The organism is Cohnella fermenti (assembly GCF_004801405.1).
Classification (GTDB): domain Bacteria; phylum Bacillota; class Bacilli; order Paenibacillales; family Paenibacillaceae; genus Cohnella; species Cohnella fermenti.
Map to the genome: position 1 here is coordinate 53,411 of NZ_SSOB01000019.1, position 15,951 is coordinate 69,361.

The following is a 15,951-nucleotide window of genomic DNA, read 5'->3' on the forward strand; positions in this document are numbered from 1 at the left end:
GACGAACACGTCCTCTTCCCTATAAAAATGGATATCTACGTAACGATATCGTCACTGAGAGGGTACAGCCCGTTCATCCCCCGAACGATCTCGGCGAATTCCGCGCGAAGCTCCTCCGGGCCGAGAAGCTCGACATGCTTCCCCTGGCTGAGCAGCCACATGAAGCAGCCCTTGCCGAACACCTCGGCTTCGATAACCGTTCCTTCCTCTCCCTTGGCGAGAACGACGGCCGTAGGGAACCGATCCAGAATCGCTTCCAGCGACGGTCCCTTGAACAGGAACCGAAGACGGAGCAGATCTCCGCCATACATGAACTGAACGCGCCGCTTGAGCTCTCCGTCCTCGTACCGCCGATTGGCGTGTTTTCTCCCCTGGAGCTTAACGGTCTTGATTCTATCGATTCGGAAGAAGGTAGGGTCGCGGTGCTCGCTTCCCTCGAATTGCGCAATCAAATAGAAATAGAATTCGGAGAAAACAATGGCCAGAGGATGCACGATGCGCTCGCGTTCCTCGCCGTTCATAATCGTATAGCCGATCGCGATAACTTCCCGCTTCATAATGCACTGTCCGAGATGCCAGATTCGCTCCAGAATCGGCTTGCCGTGCGTCACCGGCTCGTAATGGAACTTCTCGTTCAGGATCAAGTCCTTGAATGCCTGCTGCTCCGCCTTCGAGACGACCGAGATTACCGCATGGAGCAGCTTGTCGAGCTCAGGCTTGTTGAATGCCCGGCTCTCCAGCACGATCTTCACCAAGGCGAACACCTCGACGGCGGACACCGCCGCATCGCTGTTGTTCTCCGTTCGGTACCCCTTGTTCCTGTGATCGTACACGACGGACTCGCCGGGATAATGCTCGGCCATATACATACGGATCTCGTCCAGATCCCGCTGAACGGTCTTCGGATTCACCGCGAATTCGACGGCCAGCTCGTCCTTGTTCAGGACAAATCCTTTGCGCAGCCGATCGTACAGGGAAAGTATTCTTGTCGCCTTGCTGTCCTCGTTCTTCAACGTCATTCTCCTACCTAAGACATAGGATGATTATACCATGCGATTCTTTCATTCGTCATTATTTTACAACTGAGGAGAATTGTGACGAACGCCCCCGCTCCCCCGCTGAAGAGAGACGTCCTTGCCTTATCCGGCTCCCTGCCGCAGCCTGGCGATTCTTCGCTCAATGGACGGATGATCGGAGAAGAGATCCAGCCACCGCTTCTCGCCGTTGATTCGGAAGGCCGCGAACGCCTTCTGGCTTCGCAGCACGATGGGAGCCCGGGACCTTAAGCTGTCCAACGCGTGAACCATCGCTTCCCTGTCGATCAGCTCGCCCGCGAGACGGTCGGCCTCGAATTCCCGACGGCGGGAGAACGCCTTCACGGCCAGACTTCCCAGGAACACCAAGAACACGGTAATCAGCCACCTGGCAGCGGTAATGAGCCCATAGACCCACTCTCCGTTCCGATCCGCAAGCCAGAACGCCAGCCAGCCCAGCACGCGAAGCGGCAAGGTGCACAGCAGCACAATCGTGTTCACGACGCTCTGCACAAGCGAGAGGGTGACCATGTCGCCGTTCGCGATATGGGCAATCTCATGCGCCGCCACGGCGGCAATCGCGCGCTCGTCCAACGTATCGATAAGCCCCGAGCTGAACGCGACCAAGGACCGATTCCTCGTTGCTCCGGTCGCGAACGCGTTAACCTCCTCGCTGTCGTACACGCCGATCTGCGGCGTCTGCGCGAGTCCTGCCTTCCGGCCGATCGATTCCACGAGCTCGTACAGGCTTCGTTCTTCTTCGCTCCGGAAGTCAGAAACATTAATGACATGGATGGAATGCGAACGCTTGGCCCGCCAACGGGAGAACCACAGCGCGATAAAGGGGAAGGCGCAGCCCAGCAGCAGAACATAAGGGAACAAGCCGATCAGCGCGCCGCTGGAGATAATGGCCAGAGACAGCAGAATCATCGCGTTCGTCAGCAGGAACCACCCGAATGCTCTCCACTTGCCCGACTTGATGTTCAAGCTGCTTCCTTTAATCCGTTCGGTCATCGACGTGAAATCCAGTTCCATCTTCAAGATGCGCCCCCTCGTATAGATACCTCATCAACGCAGAGCCCGTTTGGCCCTGACACCGACAATTATAATGGGGAGATTGGACACATTTTGTACATCCGCGTCGATTCGAACATTGTTGTAGGGGAGAAAATGGGATTGGGGAGGGGGAATGTGAACGTGTTGGAGGGGAGGAACAACGGGCAACTATCGCTGCGCGGCCGCTTCTCCCTTCAAGCGCCTTCCCATCAACAGCCGGAGCCCCAGCATCACCAGCGGCAGCCCGAAGCCGATCGGAAGCGCAACCCACGGCCAATAGCGTTCGAGATAGACGATCGCGCGGAAGTGGTCCTTTACGATCCAGTACCCCAACGTTCCCAGCATCAGGCAGCAGGGCAGAATAACGGGACGAATGCTCTTCAGCCGGAGGATGCGAGCCGTGCACACCGACACTCCGTACAGACAGAACATAACCTGGAACAAGGCGGAGATCGAATACAGGGCGATCATAATCATCTCATAGCGCTGAAGGAACTCCCCGATATGCGCGTTGCGCGCGAGCTTCATGCACGAGATCGTGTACCTGCTCGTCACTTCGGCGGACAGCACAGCCCCCTCCAGAATGGACCAGATGATAACCATCAAGCCGCTGGTCGCGATACCGAGCATCCCTACCTTGCCTCCCTCCTTCTGCGGAGACTTCAGCATCGGCAGGACAAGAGCGGCCATCATCGAGGCCAGCGCGCAATCGACGTCGAAGTGAAGGCTGGCGGCCAGCGTTCGCGGCAATCCTTGCTCCAGAACCGGCAGCAGATTGCGGATGTCGAATTCCTCGAACGAGCCGATTACGATCAGCACGTTAAGCAGGAAGATGAAGGCGCAGCCGATCAGAGCCAGCCGCGCGATCACTTCCAAGCCGTAGAAGCAGCCGAGCGCGCCGACGAGGAGCGCGCATACGATAAACAGCGAGAGCGGAGCTTCCGGCAGGAAGTAATCCTGAAGATGATAAACGAACGTTATCATCACCGGCCCGATAGCGGCGAGGAAGAAGAGGAAGATCAGCAGCGCGACAACCGTCCCGAATCCCTTGCCCAGAAGCCGATCGCCCAACGCTATCATATCGAGGTCGGGCGTTCGTCTCATCGCCAGATGCGTGATGTACAGAATGCCGATGCCCTGCAGCGTGCCGAGCAGCGTAGCGATCCACATGTCCTGCCCGATCTGCCTCGCCAGCACCCCCTGCGTCACGCCGATCGCCTTGACATAAATCATATTGACGATCATCGCGACGAGCATTCCGTTCGTGATATTCAGCTTCTTCATCTCACACCTGTTCCTTCAGCTTTAAGTACGGCCGAATTGACTCTGACCGAGACCTCCACCTTGGTCTCGGCTTCGGAGAAGACTTCGCTCCAATGGCCGCTCATCCCGCGCCATTCCACAGGGTAGGAGTTGCGGAACACCTCGCCTAGCTTAAGGAAGTCGGAGCGATACTCCCTCTGTGCCCTCTCCACGACCCGCTCGATCCGCTTCTTCACCTGTGCGGCCAGCAGCGCTTCCGCCTCCTCCCGGATGCTCGCGATCGACTTCGCGCAGCCGCTCTCCACGATCGACGCATCCATCTTGACGCGTATCCGGTAATGGATATCTCCCTTCGAATAGCCGGGATCGACGTCCATGCGGGCATCCTTGAATTCCATCGTCAGCCTCCGGTCTTGGTCGCCGGGGCACGGCAGCGTCTCGATGCCGCTCGCCAGCTTCTCGCGGAACATGAGCAAGGCGCGGCTCTCCATCGGGGTGAGCCAGCCCAGCATCTTCCCTTCCTTGAACACGGCCGCGCCGCCAAGCTCGACCTGCTCAAGCGAGCCTTGCTCCTCCGGCTTCTTGTTCGAGATTCCCCTGGGCCTGAGCATCAGCTTGGCAAGAATCGGCTCCGTGCTTACGCTCAGGAACGACTCCTCGAGGTTCCTCATGTTGCTCCCGGGCGCGAGTCCGGCGACATGGTTGCTGCGGAACAGGCTGTCCACCGCTTCCCCGGGAACGACCTCCAGCCCGGTAATCGTCGAGATGAGCTCGGCCGGCGAATCCGGCGTGACGGCCACCCACGTGTTCATTCGCAGCTCGTGGTTGCGGGTGAAGAAGTCGACCATGTCCTGAATTCCTTGCCGGGCGTAATCCTCATGCATAACGATGAGAAAATTGTGGGCCCAATACACCCGGCGAGAGGAGAATCGGCCCAGATTGCGGATCGCGTCGAAGATGGAAGCCCCCTCGGTCTCTACGGAATAGATCGGTTCGCCCGTCCCTCCGGACGGCGCTCCCGTCTGTCCTCGCGCATCCGCCGGACGAATGATCTGGGCGGACAGCCGAACCGTATTCGGCTTCTTCCCGACATCAAGACCGACGGCCGTCACGATCGCGAGCTCGTTGATCTGCCGGACGCCCACGCAGGAGGAGCCAAGCAGAAGCACCCCCGCCGCGAGCAGCAGCTTCCCCCATCGAACAATCGCATCCGCTTCGCTCATCGCTGTCCCTCCTTGGGAGCCTTCGGCATCTGGCTTCCTTCCATCCGCTCCCGATCCTGAGCGAATTCCGGCCGCAGATCCATCATCCATATCGGCACCCGGAGCAGCATATCCCGTTGGTCGGAAGGACGATAAGGACTCGCCGGCGCCAGATACGGCTCGCCGAACGAATGAATGGACAGCACATGCAGCAGCAGAGCGAACGCCATCGTGGCGAACCCAAGCAGCCCGAACAATCCGGACGCGATCAGCAGCGGGAAGCGCAGCAGACGAATGGCAAGCGAACTCGTATAGCCGGGAATCGCGAACGAAGAGATTCCCGTCATCGCCACGACGATGACCATGAACGGCGACACCAGGCCCGCCTGCACGGCAGCCTGGCCAATAATAAGCGAGCCGACGATGCTCACGGCCTGCCCGATCGGCTTCGGCATGCGCAGCCCCGCTTCCCGCATCAGCTCGAAGGCGAATTCCATGATCAGCGCCTCGAGCAGCACCGGAAACGGGATGATCTCCCGTCCGGAGGCGATCGTCAGCGCGAGCGATGTCGGAATCATCTCCTGGTGGAAGCTGACCAGCATCACATAGATCGACGGAAGCAGCAGGCTGATCATGAAGGCGATGTACCTGACGAAGCGATAGAAGGTGCCGACCCAGTAGCGATTGTAATAATCGTCCGGCGCCTGCATGAACTGCCAGAAGAACGTCGGGACGATCAGCACGTGGGGCGTGTTGTCGACGAAGATCGCGACTCGTCCCTCCAGCAGCGCGGAAGCCACCTTGTCCGGCCTCTCCGTGCTCTGCGCCGTATTGAACGGAGACAGCGGCGCGTCTTCGATCAGCTCCTCGATATAGCCGCTCTCCAGAACCGAATCGATTCGAATGCGGCCCAACCTGCGCTTCACCTCGTCGACAAGCCCCTCCTTGACGAGATCCCCGATATACGCAATATTAATCGACGTCTGCGTCCGCGTCCCGACCGTCATCGCGGCGAAGCGAAGCATAGGATCGCGAATCCGCCGGCGCACAAGCGCCGTATTCGTGCGGATGCTCTCCGAGAACCCGTCGCGCGGCCCTCTCAGGTTGTTCTCCGTAGACGGCTCCTCGACGTTGCGCTCCTTCCAGCCCCTCGCGTTCGCAATCAGCCCGCTCCCGTAACCTTCGAACAGAAGGACGGCGTTGCCGGAGATAACGGCCGCGATCGCTTCGCCGACCGTCTCGCACGTATGCGTCGAAGCACTGCTGAGATAAAAATTCGGAAGCGCCTCGACCTCCGAATCGTCCGGGAATCTCTTGAGCGAACCTTCCGCGAACGGAAGCAGTTCCTTCAGAATCGCTTCCACCGTGCCCAAGTCCGCCATCCCGTCCAGGCATACAAGCAGCCCGGGAACGCGCCTGTCCCCTCCGAGCAGGAAGGATCGCTTCAGCAGGTCCGCGCAGTTCCCCATCACCTCATCGATCGCCGCTTCGTTGTCGGCAAGGCCCGGCGCGATCTTCCGCTCCAGAACGGCCTTGGCGGCGGCCGCGAGACGATTCATTCCGTCCATCTCCTTCCCATCAAGAGGGTTTGCTCCCGCACGGATTCGTCCACACTAACAACCAGGAATTCGCGAATGAGCAAGGAGCGATCGAATGGATCTCTATCATTCTTGGCTTTATCGGCATGTCATCAACACGGAAGGATTCATGTGGACCGTCGTCTGCCTGCTGCTCGGGTTCAACATTCTCCTCCCGGTCTTTATCTGGTACTTCACCCGCGGGCGCAAAATCATCAAGAGCTATCTGAAGCATAAGAAGAGGTTGCGAGCTGAATCCGGCAACCAATTCGGCGAGAAATAATCCAACGCGCAGGTTAGCTTTTCTCTCACGCTTCCGTTTTATTCCTCTTCGAACGTGCTTCCGGCACGGCGCAGGCACAGAAGAACCGCCAGGGACGATCGAGCATTGATCATTCCTGGCGGTTCTTTTGGGTTTGGAGGATTGGGAGGACAAGCGGCGGCTTCACCGACTTTATCGGAGTCCCCCTCACCCGCCCGCCACGCGAGTCGCGCCTCCGGCCCCATTCGTCGGCTTGGATTGGCGGGAATCGCGGCGTTTTATGTCCCGCCACCGTCTAAAAAAGCCCTATCCCCCTTCTGAACCCTTATGCCTCTTCTCCCCTTGAATCAGGAACCTCCGCTTGCCGATCATGCCCTTGGGTCTTAGGTCAGCCCATTCTCCTTGCATCTCCTTATCCTGAACGAAAGGGAGAAGAGGCCTAATGCCGCCAGAGGGATTACTCAAGTGCGGGCGTTCGAGCAGGCGTGGTGGGGGCAGATAAGTAACCATGGGTCAACTGGAGCGGCGATTGGCTCGCGGAGGCACCAGATGAGTCGCCATTACTCAAGTGCGGGCGTTCGAGCAGGCATGGTTGGGGCAGATGAGTAACCACGACCCAACCGAAGCGGCGTTTGGCGTGCGGAGGCACCGAGATGAGTCGCCATTACTCAAGTGCAGGCGTTCGAGCAGGCATGGTGGGGGCAGTTGAGTAACCACGACCCAACCGAAGCGGCGTTTGGCGTGCGGAGGCACCGAGATGAGTCGCCATTACTCAAGTGCGGGCGTTCGAGCAGGCATGGTTGGGGCAGATGAGTAACCACGACCCAACCGAAGCGGCGTTTGGCGTGCGGAGGCACCGAGATGAGTCACCATTACTCAAGTGCGGGCGTTCGAGCAGGCATGGTGGGGGCAGTTGAGTAACCACGACTCAACTGGAGCGGCGATTGGCGCGCGGAGGCACCGAGATGAGTCGCCATTACTCAAGTGCGGGCGTTCGAGCAGGCGTGGTGGGGGCAGATGAGTAACTAGAGGTCAACTGGAGCGGCGTTGTGCGGATTTCTCCACTAACGCCTCCCACTTCGCCTCTCCGCGCCCGAAGGATTGGACTTCCTCCACAACCTCCCCCCACCAGCCTCTTCACACTAGGGGCGCAGCGTCGGAGGCTGCCGACTTTATCGGCGGCCTCCTTCAGGTGGAGCTACGAGTTCTCCTCCGGGAAAATAGCGGCAAGCTCGATGGAGAGGCACGGAATGGTCGGAGATGCGATTGTATCATTCTCTGTAAGCGTAGACGAGAGGACGTATCGCCCGTCCAGCCGGACAAATTGCTCCACGAGGCGGTACACCGGATCGACAAGCCAGTATTCGCCGACTCCGAACCTCTCGTAAGTGTCTTTCTTGATTGTCTTGTCCCTTCGGCCGGTCGAATCGGACAGAATCTCCACGACAAGATCGGGGGCGCCGTACACGTAGCCGTCCCGGATAATGCCGTCGTTGGCCTTCGAGATGTAGATTAGATCCGGTTGAAAGACGTTGTCTTCGTCCAGGTGAACGTCCAGCGGCGCGACAAATATTCTTCCCTCGGCCCGGCAGGAATAATTGAAAGCCAAATACAACTGGCCCAATATCTCCTGATGACTCACCTTAGGCGAAGTCATAAAGTCGTATCGGACACCGCCGATAATCTCGTATCTCTCATCGATAAGATAACGTGCCGAGTGCTCCTTAACCTTCTCCTGCGACTTGCTCTTGGACGAATTCTCCGCCATCTCGATCCCTCCCGCAATCAACATTTTCTACCAGTATATCACAGAAACAAGCTGCGAGGTCCCTCTCACAGCAGCCTCGCCTTGCCGGCCTTCACCCAATACATGCGATCCGACACCGGGCTTGGCATCAGCCGGCAGCTTCGTTCCACGACGTCCTTGAATCGGCTCTTAACGGCCAGATCCCGCGCCCGGTGCAACGTATTCATCGATTCGGTCGACTGGAGGATCTGGACCGTCTTCCGGTTCGTGAAGGCGATGACGTATTCGGACGGCAAGTAGCGCGAGGTCCATTCCGGAATCAGGAACTGGCAGTCGATCGGATGAGGAGGCTCGTTGAACACCTGAACGACGCAGGTCGGTCGAACCGGGCTGTCCAGCCGAAGCTCGGGCTCCACCCAGCCGGCCGCCTTCAGGTTGTCGAACGCGAGCTTCTTCACCTTCTCGACGTCCAGCTCCGGATTGTCCGCCAGCATCTGCTCGGTCACGATCTTGCAGTAATCCTCGTGAACCTCCATATACACGATGCGAAGCCCCGGCAGCACCGGGTCCGACACCATCTGCATGGCGCGCCTCGCTTCCTTCACATACCGCTCGTCCCGGATCGCCGGGTATATTCTCGCCGGATCGATCTTGTTCATGTCGACGCCCTCCCGCATATGAGCGGACAAACGGACCATCTTGTTCATGTAATCGATCGCCGTGTTCAGATCTCCTCCGGCCATGTACGTATCGTAGGTCTGATGCAGGCTGATCTCTGCCTGTCCGTCCGGATGGATCTCCGAATTAAGGGCAACCTCCAGCAACAGCGGCTCCCCCTCCTTCGAGCGTATCTCGAATCCCGTGCTCTCGCTTAGCTGCCTGACCATCATCTCCGCGAATTGTCCCGGCGTGTCGTACAGACGAACGGCTCCCATGAATACCCCTCCTCTAATTAGTCCCAGGGCAAAACAAAAACCCCGGCTCGACGTCGCTGAACAGACGTGAGCCAGGGTGTGCTTCACCACTGGAATATTGTGTACATTGTAGCAGTTTATTGGGCGAACTGCAATAGCCAACGCTTTGAATTGTCAGCACCTTACATAGTTGCGCTTGAAGCCGATCTGCCCTCTGTCAAGCGCTTTCTGGATGTTGTCCGAGGCGCTGAGCAGCTTGCTCTTCTTCTTGTCCTTGTTCACTTCCACCGGACCGACCGCCGCGGCCGTCTCGACCGCCTGCTCGTGCAGCGGCACATAAGACACGGCGATGGTCGTGAGGAACATGTTCATCGCGTACTTCGCCCGTTCCGGAGCATCGTGAATCGTCTCTCTTGCCAGCTCCAGCAGGCCCGCCAGCTTGCCGGAATCGAATTCGGCGTCCTTGCGGCTGCCAAGAAGCCAGCAGTAGCAGCTCCACCCCGCCGACATGCGCAGCTCGTCGCCGCTTGCGATCCAGCGATCGCACACCTCCTGCGCGAACCCGATCTCCGTCTCCGCCAGGGTGACGGCGACGACGAAGTCGGACAGCATGTAGAAGTAGGCCGCATCGATCCAGCGCTCGAAGTCCGCGGCCGACATCGCCTTCGGGTCCGCGATTACCCCGGCGAAGTACATCGCGTCGTAGTTGCCTGTCGCATAGAGCTGCTCGGCCAGCTCCTGGTTCCGTTTGATCTGTCTCCTGAGCGGCTTCATCTCGCCCGTCGCCACCCCGAACAGGGGCTCATGAGCTCCGTTCGATAGATACATCTTCTTAAGCCGCTCCTTGCCGAGAGCTTCCAGCTCCCGCATTACCGTCTGCAGATCCATGCTTCTCTCTCCCCATCCTTTTGCCCAGAGGTAACCGCCTTCACAGACTTCACTGCTGCGAGCGCTACAGGCGGTCCAAATCCCGTGCTTCGGCCTTGGGCTTGCAGGCTCGGCATACGCCGATCGTTCCGCCCCTCTCGTCGACATAGAAGCTAAGCCGCCCGGCAGGCCGACGGCATAGAGAGCAGTGCTGCGGCTTCGCCTCCGGCGAACGTCCCGCCGAACGCCGCTTCGCCCGGCGAACCTCCTCAAGCGACACAAGCTTCGGGTTGCCGGCTCTTGTTCGGCGCCTTCGTCGGAACGTTGCTCCTGCGATAATAAGGACAACAATTGCCGCCGCGATGACCGCCACCCACATGGCCCCGCCCTCCCCTCCGATGCCGAACGCGTCCGCAAGCTCCAACGGCCCGGTTATTCCTATCGTAACCGATCCGAAGGGCGAGCGCACCCCCTCTTCGCGAACAACGCCAACCAATGTTAGAATGTAGAAAAAAGAGGAGGCTGCACATATGGAAACTGCCAATCCCCGCCCGCAAGAGCCGTCCATCGTTCCTCACCTGTGGTTCGACAAGGAAGCGAAGGAGGCCGCTCTGTTCTATTGCTCGGTGTTCCCGGAATCGGCTGTCGTCAGCTCGACTCTCCTTCCGGGCACGCCTTCGGGCGATTCCGAGAGCGTGTCGTTTACGATCTGGGGGCAGCCGTTCATGGCGATCTCCGCAGGACCGCTGTTCAAGTTCAATCCTTCGATCTCGTTTATCGTGAACTTCGATCCCTCGCGCGAGCCGCAAGCCCGGGAGCTGCTGGACGAAGCGTGGGACAAGCTGGCCGAGCAAGGAACCGCGCTGATGCCACTTGGAGAATACCCGTTCAGCAAGCGGTTCGGCTGGATCAGGGACAAGTACGGCGTCACGTGGCAGCTCATGCTGACGAATCCCGAAGGGGAACCGCGGCCGACGATCATCCCTTCGCTTATGTTCACGGGAGATAATTGCGGCAAGGCCGAGGAAGCCCGCGAAGAGTACCTGTCGATCTTCCGCGACTCCAGACCGGGCTCGCTCATCCGCTACGGCCCCGGCATGTCGCCGGATCGGGAGGGCACGGTCATGTTCTCCGACTTTATGATCGGGAACACGTGGCTGACCGCGATGGACAGCGCACACCCGCACGGCTTCGCCTTCAACGAGGCCATCTCGCTGCTTGTCCGCTGCGACACGCAGGAGCAGATCGACTTCTACTGGGACAAGCTGTCCGCCGTGCCCGAAGCCGAACAATGCGGCTGGCTGAAGGATCGGTACGGCCTCTCCTGGCAGATCGCCCCCCGCGAGATGGAAGACATGCTGGCGACGGGAACGCCCGAGCAGATTAAGCGAGTGATCGAAGCCTTCCTCCCGATGAGAAAATTCGACCTCGAGAAGCTGCGGCAAGCGTTCGTGGAGTAACCTCGATTGTGTCGGAATGCAGATGGGCCTTCGCAGACGAATTATCGTCTCGAAGGCCCATCTGCGTTATCCACTGCGCACGACACGGAATCCTTGATCGGGCCCGAAGCCGTTCGCCTCGAACTTGCCGCGGAACGAGATCGCTCCGTTGCTGACGTCTCCGATCCAGCCTCCGCCCTTCACGACCCGCAAGGAGCCGCTCTTGGCAGCCGCGCTGCCGTCCCCATCCTCGTACCAATTCCAGCACCATTCCCTCACGTTGCCCGACATATCGTAGAGCCCGAGCTCGTTTGGTTTTTTCCCCCCGACGGCTTGGGTTCGATTGCGGTTGTTCTCGATGGCCGGCCAGGTCCAGTCCCCGGACAAGTAATGGTCGCCCGCGTTCCTCCAATACCAGGCCACCTCGTCCGCATCGTTGCTGCCGCTGTACAGCCGGCTCTTGCTCTTCTTCCCGCCGCTCGCCGCATACTCCCACTCCGCCTCCGTCGGCAGCCGATAACCGTTCGCACCCTCGCGAATCGTCACCGTCCACTTCAGCGTGTCGTTGTCGCTCCGATTGTTCGGGTCGGCATGGTTGCGGTCAATCGCGTAGTACGGCTCCAGCCCCTCCTTCATGCTCCTCCGGTTGCAGTACTCGACGGCGTCGTACCAGGTGATCATCTCGACCGGCAACTGCTCCCCTTGGTAATAAGAAGGGTTATTGCCCATAATCTCTCTCCATTGCCGCTGGGTGACCTCGTACGGGCTTATATAATAATCGGACAATATGACGTTCTTCCCGTAGAAGTTCGACCTGACGTTAACCATCTTCCCGCCTTCGACGAAGACGAGGCCGCCGTCCTTCCCGGATTCCGTCCCGGCCGCTTCCCGCGAGCAAGCGCTTAAGACAACGGCAACGGCCAACATCGCAATCATCCATACCGCAATCGTCAATCGTGTCCTCATCACAGCTCTCCTTAGGGAACAACCTGCCTCGCCTGCAGCGGAAGCCTGCCGGCCGCAAGACCGGCAGACCCCCGTTCAAGAACTCGTTACCACACCGTTACATTGGAGCTGCCGCTGCTCTGATACCCTTCCGTCGCCAGCACCTGGTAGGACCAACTGCTTCCCAGATTCATCCCCAGGTTCTTCCACGCATTCACATGGTTGCTGAACGTGATCGCAACGTTGCTTCCGGTCGCTCTCTTCGATTGACGAACGCTCCAGTATTGAGTGAACGTCTGCGTCCCGTCGATGGACGGGGCGTTGTAGCGCGTGGCGGTATAGATGTCATAGGTGCCCCCGTCGCTCGTCACGCTGCCCTTGTACGTTCCGGTAGGCCGATAGGTGCCCCAACTGTCCACGACGTAATACTCGATAAGCGAATTTCTCGTCCAGCCGTACAGCGTCAGGTAGCCGTTGCCGGACGGCGCCCAGACGCCGGCATTGTAGTTGATCGTCCGGGTCGGGGAACCGGTCGTCCAGCCCTTGCCGACAACGAAGTTGCCGGTGTTGGACCAGGTGACGCTGTAGTTGCCGCCGGAGCCGTTGACCGCGTTCACGGTGCCGCCCCCATCGGTCCAATTCTGCCAGTAATCCGTCGCCGCGCTCGACGATGCCGCGAACAGACTCAGGCTCATGGCCGCTGCCGCCAGAATCGGGAGTGCTTTCTTCTTAAACTTGAACATAAATAACGCCTCCTCCGTTCGAATGGTCCTTGCGAACAACGATTGCCGTTGCAGCGCCGCCATGCTCGAGCATTCGGCCCGCAGTTTGTCCCTCACGCCTCCTTTCCAAAGCGATTATAAATTGTAAGCGCATACACGACAACGCGGCAAACTATAGGACTAACTTTGTTTTTTACACAATATGGATGGAAGCCATCTTCATCATACCTTCATGATCTCTTCATCAGAAACGAATTGATTTCTAGCGAATTTCCTTTTATAAATGAAATAGGTACTATTTTTGAATAATTCTAATTACAAATTGACGGGAGAGATCGGAATGGATGTAAACAATACGGCTTCAGCCGGAAAATGTCCAGTCATGCACGGAAGCGCTACCAGCCATCGCTCAAGCGGCACGACGAACCACGATTGGTGGCCCAATCAATTGAATCTGGGCATTCTCCGTCAGCATGATCGCAAATCTAACCCGATGGATGAAGACTTCAACTATAGAGAAGAGTTCGGCAAGCTGGACTATCAAGCGGTGAAGGACGACCTTCGCAAGCTTATGACGGACAGCCAGGATTGGTGGCCTGCCGACTACGGGCACTACGGTCCGCTGTTTATCCGCATGGCATGGCACTCCGCCGGCACGTACCGCACGGGAGACGGACGCGGAGGCGGCGGAAGCGGCTCGCAGCGCTTCGCGCCGCTGAACAGTTGGCCGGACAACGGCAACCTGGACAAGGCCCGCCGCCTGCTGTGGCCGATTAAGCAAAAGTACGGCAACAGGCTGTCCTGGGCCGACCTGTTTATTCTGACGGGCAACGTCGCGATCGAATCGATGGGCGGCAAGACGTTCGGCTTCGGCGGCGGACGCGAGGACGTCTGGCATCCGGAAGAGGACATCTACTGGGGATCGGAGACGGTATGGCTCGATGACAAGCGCTACAGCGGCGACCGCGATCTGGAGAAGCCGCTGGCCAACGTCCAGATGGGGCTGATCTATGTCAATCCGGAAGGCCCGAACGGCAACCCGGACCCTCTGGCAAGCGCGCGCGACATCCGCGAGACGTTCGCGAGGATGGGCATGAACGACGAAGAGACCGTCGCCCTCGTCGCCGGCGGCCACACCTTCGGCAAGGCGCACGGCGCAGGCGATGCGGCTCTGGTCGGCGCCGAACCCGAAGGCGCGGCGATCGAGGAGATGGGCCTGGGCTGGATCAGCACGCACGGCTCCGGCAAGGGCCGCGACGCGATCACCAGCGGCGTCGAAGGAGCCTGGACGTCGAACCCGACCCAGTGGGACAACGGCTTCTTCTCGAACCTGTTCGGCTCCGAATGGCAGTTGACGAAGAGCCCGGCCGGCGCGCATCAATGGGAGCCGATCAATCCGGCGCCGGAGCATCTTGCGCCGGACGCGGAAGATCCGTCCATTCGCGTCAAGACGATGATGACGACGGCGGATATGGCCTTGCGCATGGACCCCGTCTACGAGAAGATCTCCCGCCGCTACTTCGAGAACCCGGACGAATTCGCCGACGCGTTCGCCCGCGCCTGGTTCAAGCTGACGCACCGCGACATGGGACCTCGCTCTAGGTATCTCGGACCGGAGGTTCCGTCCGAAGAACTGATCTGGCAAGACCCGATCCCGGCCGGCAACGCGGACTTGACGGAAGCCGATATCGCCGAGCTGAAGACAAGAATTCTCGACTCCGGGCTTACCGTAAGCGAATTGGTTACGTCGGCCTGGGCTTCGGCCAGCACGTTCCGCGGCACCGACAAGCGCGGAGGCGCGAACGGCGCCCGCATCCGCCTTGCGCCGCAGAAGAATTGGGAGGTCAACCAGCCGCTTCAGCTCGCCAAGGCGCTGAAGATTCTCGAAGCGATCCGGCAGGACTTCGACAAGCCCGTCAGCCTGGCCGATCTGATCGTGCTCGGAGGCAGCGCCGCCATCGAACAGGCTGCGCGGGAAGCCGGATTCGGAGTCAGCGTACCGTTCGCTCCCGGACGGGGCGATGCCACGCAGGAGCAGACCGATCCCGAGAGCTTCGCAGTGCTCGAGCCGATTGCGGACGGATTCCGCAACTATTCCAAGCATGCACACGTCAACCAAGCGGAGCTTCTGATCGACAAGGCGCATCTGCTCGGCCTGACCGCCGCGGAGATGACCGTTCTTGTCGGCGGCATGCGCGTGCTCGGCACGAACTACGGCGGTTCGATGCACGGCGTGTTCACGGATCGAATCGGCGCGCTCACGAACGACTTCTTCGTCAACCTGCTCGACATGAACGTGCAATGGAAGCCGGTCGAATGCAATGTCTTCGAAGGCCGCGACCGCAAGACCGGCCAAGTTGTCCGCACGGCCACGACCAACGACCTCGTGTTCGGCTCGAACTCGATCCTGCGCGCGATCGCGGAAGTGTACGCGCAAGACGACAACAGGGAGAAGTTCGTTCGCGACTTCGTCTCGGCTTGGGTGAAGATCATGAACGCGGATCGGTTCGATCTGGCTTGATCGGGTAGCGGTCGGTAGCTGTCGATAGCGATTGGCAGCGGTTGGGCAGCGATCGAGTAGTCGTTGGGCAGCGGTCGGGCAACGGTCGAACAGCGGTCGGGAATAACCATTTTTATGTGATTTATCACATTCATCGGTGCAGATTCCCGAGGTAGCGAGGCTTTTTATGCGGTTTTTAGCATACATCGAGCACCTCGGGCCGGAATTTGCTCCATGAATGTGGTTTTTCGCATAAAATCGCTCAGATGTCCCGTTGCCGAGCAGAATGAATGTGAATTTTCGTATAAAACGCTATAAGTCCGCTATAAGTCAAACGCCATAACCCAGAGGGGCCGTTCCCGAGTCACAAGATGACTTGGGAATGGCCCCTCCGGCTTGCTGGCTTATCCTTGCGTTCCGCTT

At 59.2% G+C, this 15,951-nt stretch carries 14 protein-coding genes; 3 read left to right on the forward strand and 11 right to left on the reverse strand.

Annotation, left to right across the window (positions count from 1 at the left end; all coding sequences use genetic code 11):
- Nucleotides 1-35 precede the first annotated feature (35 nt).
- The 5 genes from E6C55_RS16135 to E6C55_RS16155 all read right to left on the reverse strand — a co-directional run bounded on the left by E6C55_RS16135 (nucleotide 36) and on the right by E6C55_RS16155 (nucleotide 6,114).
- A complete protein-coding gene (locus E6C55_RS16135) occupies nucleotides 36-1,013 on the reverse strand; it encodes a helix-turn-helix transcriptional regulator (RefSeq protein WP_168735677.1) in 978 nt (325 codons plus the stop codon).
- Between the two features lie 126 nt (nucleotides 1,014-1,139).
- On the reverse strand, nucleotides 1,140-2,069 hold the full coding sequence (locus E6C55_RS16140) for a zinc metalloprotease HtpX (RefSeq protein ID WP_136370845.1): 930 nt from the start codon (nucleotides 2,067-2,069) through the stop codon (nucleotides 1,140-1,142).
- A gap of 189 nt (nucleotides 2,070-2,258) precedes the next feature.
- Nucleotides 2,259-3,374, reverse strand: coding sequence for a GerAB/ArcD/ProY family transporter (locus E6C55_RS16145; RefSeq protein WP_136370846.1), 1,116 nt, complete (start codon nucleotides 3,372-3,374; stop codon nucleotides 2,259-2,261).
- Nucleotides 3,371-4,576, reverse strand: a complete 1,206-nt coding sequence (locus E6C55_RS16150) for a Ger(x)C family spore germination protein (protein ID WP_230986710.1) — start codon at nucleotides 4,574-4,576, stop codon at nucleotides 3,371-3,373. Before E6C55_RS16150 ends, E6C55_RS16145 begins: the two co-directional genes overlap by 4 nt.
- Entirely contained in the window at nucleotides 4,573-6,114 is a 1,542-nt protein-coding gene (locus E6C55_RS16155) for a spore germination protein (protein ID WP_136370847.1), read from the reverse strand. Before E6C55_RS16155 ends, E6C55_RS16150 begins: the two co-directional genes overlap by 4 nt.
- 94 nt (nucleotides 6,115-6,208) lie before the next feature.
- Here E6C55_RS16155 and E6C55_RS16160 point away from each other — a divergent pair, with 94 nt between their 5' ends.
- Nucleotides 6,209-6,415 carry a hypothetical protein gene (locus E6C55_RS16160; protein ID WP_136370848.1) on the forward strand — a complete coding sequence of 69 codons (207 nt, stop codon included), beginning with the start codon at nucleotides 6,209-6,211 and terminating at the stop codon, nucleotides 6,413-6,415.
- 1,177 nt (nucleotides 6,416-7,592) lie between these two features.
- Here E6C55_RS16160 and E6C55_RS16165 read toward each other — a convergent pair.
- The 4 genes from E6C55_RS16165 to E6C55_RS16180 all read right to left on the reverse strand — a co-directional run bounded on the left by E6C55_RS16165 (nucleotide 7,593) and on the right by E6C55_RS16180 (nucleotide 10,346).
- Nucleotides 7,593-8,162: a Uma2 family endonuclease gene (locus E6C55_RS16165; protein WP_168735678.1), complete on the reverse strand. Its 570-nt coding sequence runs from the start codon at nucleotides 8,160-8,162 to the stop codon at nucleotides 7,593-7,595.
- Between the two features lie 65 nt (nucleotides 8,163-8,227).
- Nucleotides 8,228-9,076, reverse strand: a complete 849-nt coding sequence (locus tag E6C55_RS16170; protein WP_136370850.1) for a hypothetical protein — start codon at nucleotides 9,074-9,076, stop codon at nucleotides 8,228-8,230.
- Nucleotides 9,077-9,229: 153 nt separating this feature from the next.
- On the reverse strand, nucleotides 9,230-9,943 hold the full coding sequence (locus E6C55_RS16175; protein WP_136370851.1) for a DNA alkylation repair protein: 714 nt from the start codon (nucleotides 9,941-9,943) through the stop codon (nucleotides 9,230-9,232).
- Nucleotides 9,944-10,007: 64 nt separating this feature from the next.
- A complete protein-coding gene (locus tag E6C55_RS16180) occupies nucleotides 10,008-10,346 on the reverse strand; it encodes a hypothetical protein (protein ID WP_136370852.1) in 339 nt (112 codons plus the stop codon).
- A 106-nt stretch (nucleotides 10,347-10,452) separates the two neighbouring features.
- Between E6C55_RS16180 and E6C55_RS16185 the strand changes: the two genes are divergently transcribed.
- Complete coding sequence (locus tag E6C55_RS16185; RefSeq protein WP_136370853.1) at nucleotides 10,453-11,382, forward strand: VOC family protein; 930 nt, start codon at nucleotides 10,453-10,455, stop codon at nucleotides 11,380-11,382.
- Between the two features lie 66 nt (nucleotides 11,383-11,448).
- Here the strand turns inward: E6C55_RS16185 and E6C55_RS16190 are convergent, their stop codons facing one another.
- Entirely contained in the window at nucleotides 11,449-12,327 is an 879-nt protein-coding gene (locus E6C55_RS16190) for a formylglycine-generating enzyme family protein (protein WP_136370854.1), read from the reverse strand.
- A gap of 86 nt (nucleotides 12,328-12,413) precedes the next feature.
- Nucleotides 12,414-13,049: a glycoside hydrolase family 11 protein gene (locus E6C55_RS16195; protein ID WP_136370855.1), complete on the reverse strand. Its 636-nt coding sequence runs from the start codon at nucleotides 13,047-13,049 to the stop codon at nucleotides 12,414-12,416.
- Nucleotides 13,050-13,368: 319 nt separating this feature from the next.
- Between E6C55_RS16195 and katG the strand changes: the two genes are divergently transcribed.
- Nucleotides 13,369-15,549: a catalase/peroxidase HPI gene (gene katG / locus E6C55_RS16200; RefSeq protein WP_136370856.1), complete on the forward strand. Its 2,181-nt coding sequence runs from the start codon at nucleotides 13,369-13,371 to the stop codon at nucleotides 15,547-15,549.
- Nucleotides 15,550-15,951 lie beyond the last annotated feature (402 nt).

Coding starts and splice junctions, on each gene's coding strand:
- E6C55_RS16140 (WP_136370845.1), bottom strand. CDS start 2,069: ATGGAACTGGATTTCACGTCGATGACCGAACGGATTAAAGGAAGCAGC.
- E6C55_RS16145 (WP_136370846.1), bottom strand. CDS start 3,374: ATGAAGAAGCTGAATATCACGAACGGAATGCTCGTCGCGATGATCGTC.
- E6C55_RS16150 (WP_230986710.1), bottom strand. CDS start 4,576: ATGAGCGAAGCGGATGCGATTGTTCGATGGGGGAAGCTGCTGCTCGCG.
- E6C55_RS16155 (WP_136370847.1), bottom strand. CDS start 6,114: ATGAATCGTCTCGCGGCCGCCGCCAAGGCCGTTCTGGAGCGGAAGATC.
- E6C55_RS16160 (WP_136370848.1), top strand. CDS start 6,209: ATGGATCTCTATCATTCTTGGCTTTATCGGCATGTCATCAACACGGAA.
- E6C55_RS16165 (WP_168735678.1), bottom strand. CDS start 8,162: ATGGCGGAGAATTCGTCCAAGAGCAAGTCGCAGGAGAAGGTTAAGGAG.
- E6C55_RS16170 (WP_136370850.1), bottom strand. CDS start 9,076: ATGGGAGCCGTTCGTCTGTACGACACGCCGGGACAATTCGCGGAGATG.
- E6C55_RS16175 (WP_136370851.1), bottom strand. CDS start 9,943: ATGGATCTGCAGACGGTAATGCGGGAGCTGGAAGCTCTCGGCAAGGAG.
- E6C55_RS16185 (WP_136370853.1), top strand. CDS start 10,453: ATGGAAACTGCCAATCCCCGCCCGCAAGAGCCGTCCATCGTTCCTCAC.
- E6C55_RS16190 (WP_136370854.1), bottom strand. CDS start 12,327: ATGAGGACACGATTGACGATTGCGGTATGGATGATTGCGATGTTGGCC.
- E6C55_RS16195 (WP_136370855.1), bottom strand. CDS start 13,049: ATGTTCAAGTTTAAGAAGAAAGCACTCCCGATTCTGGCGGCAGCGGCC.
- katG (WP_136370856.1), top strand. CDS start 13,369: ATGGATGTAAACAATACGGCTTCAGCCGGAAAATGTCCAGTCATGCAC.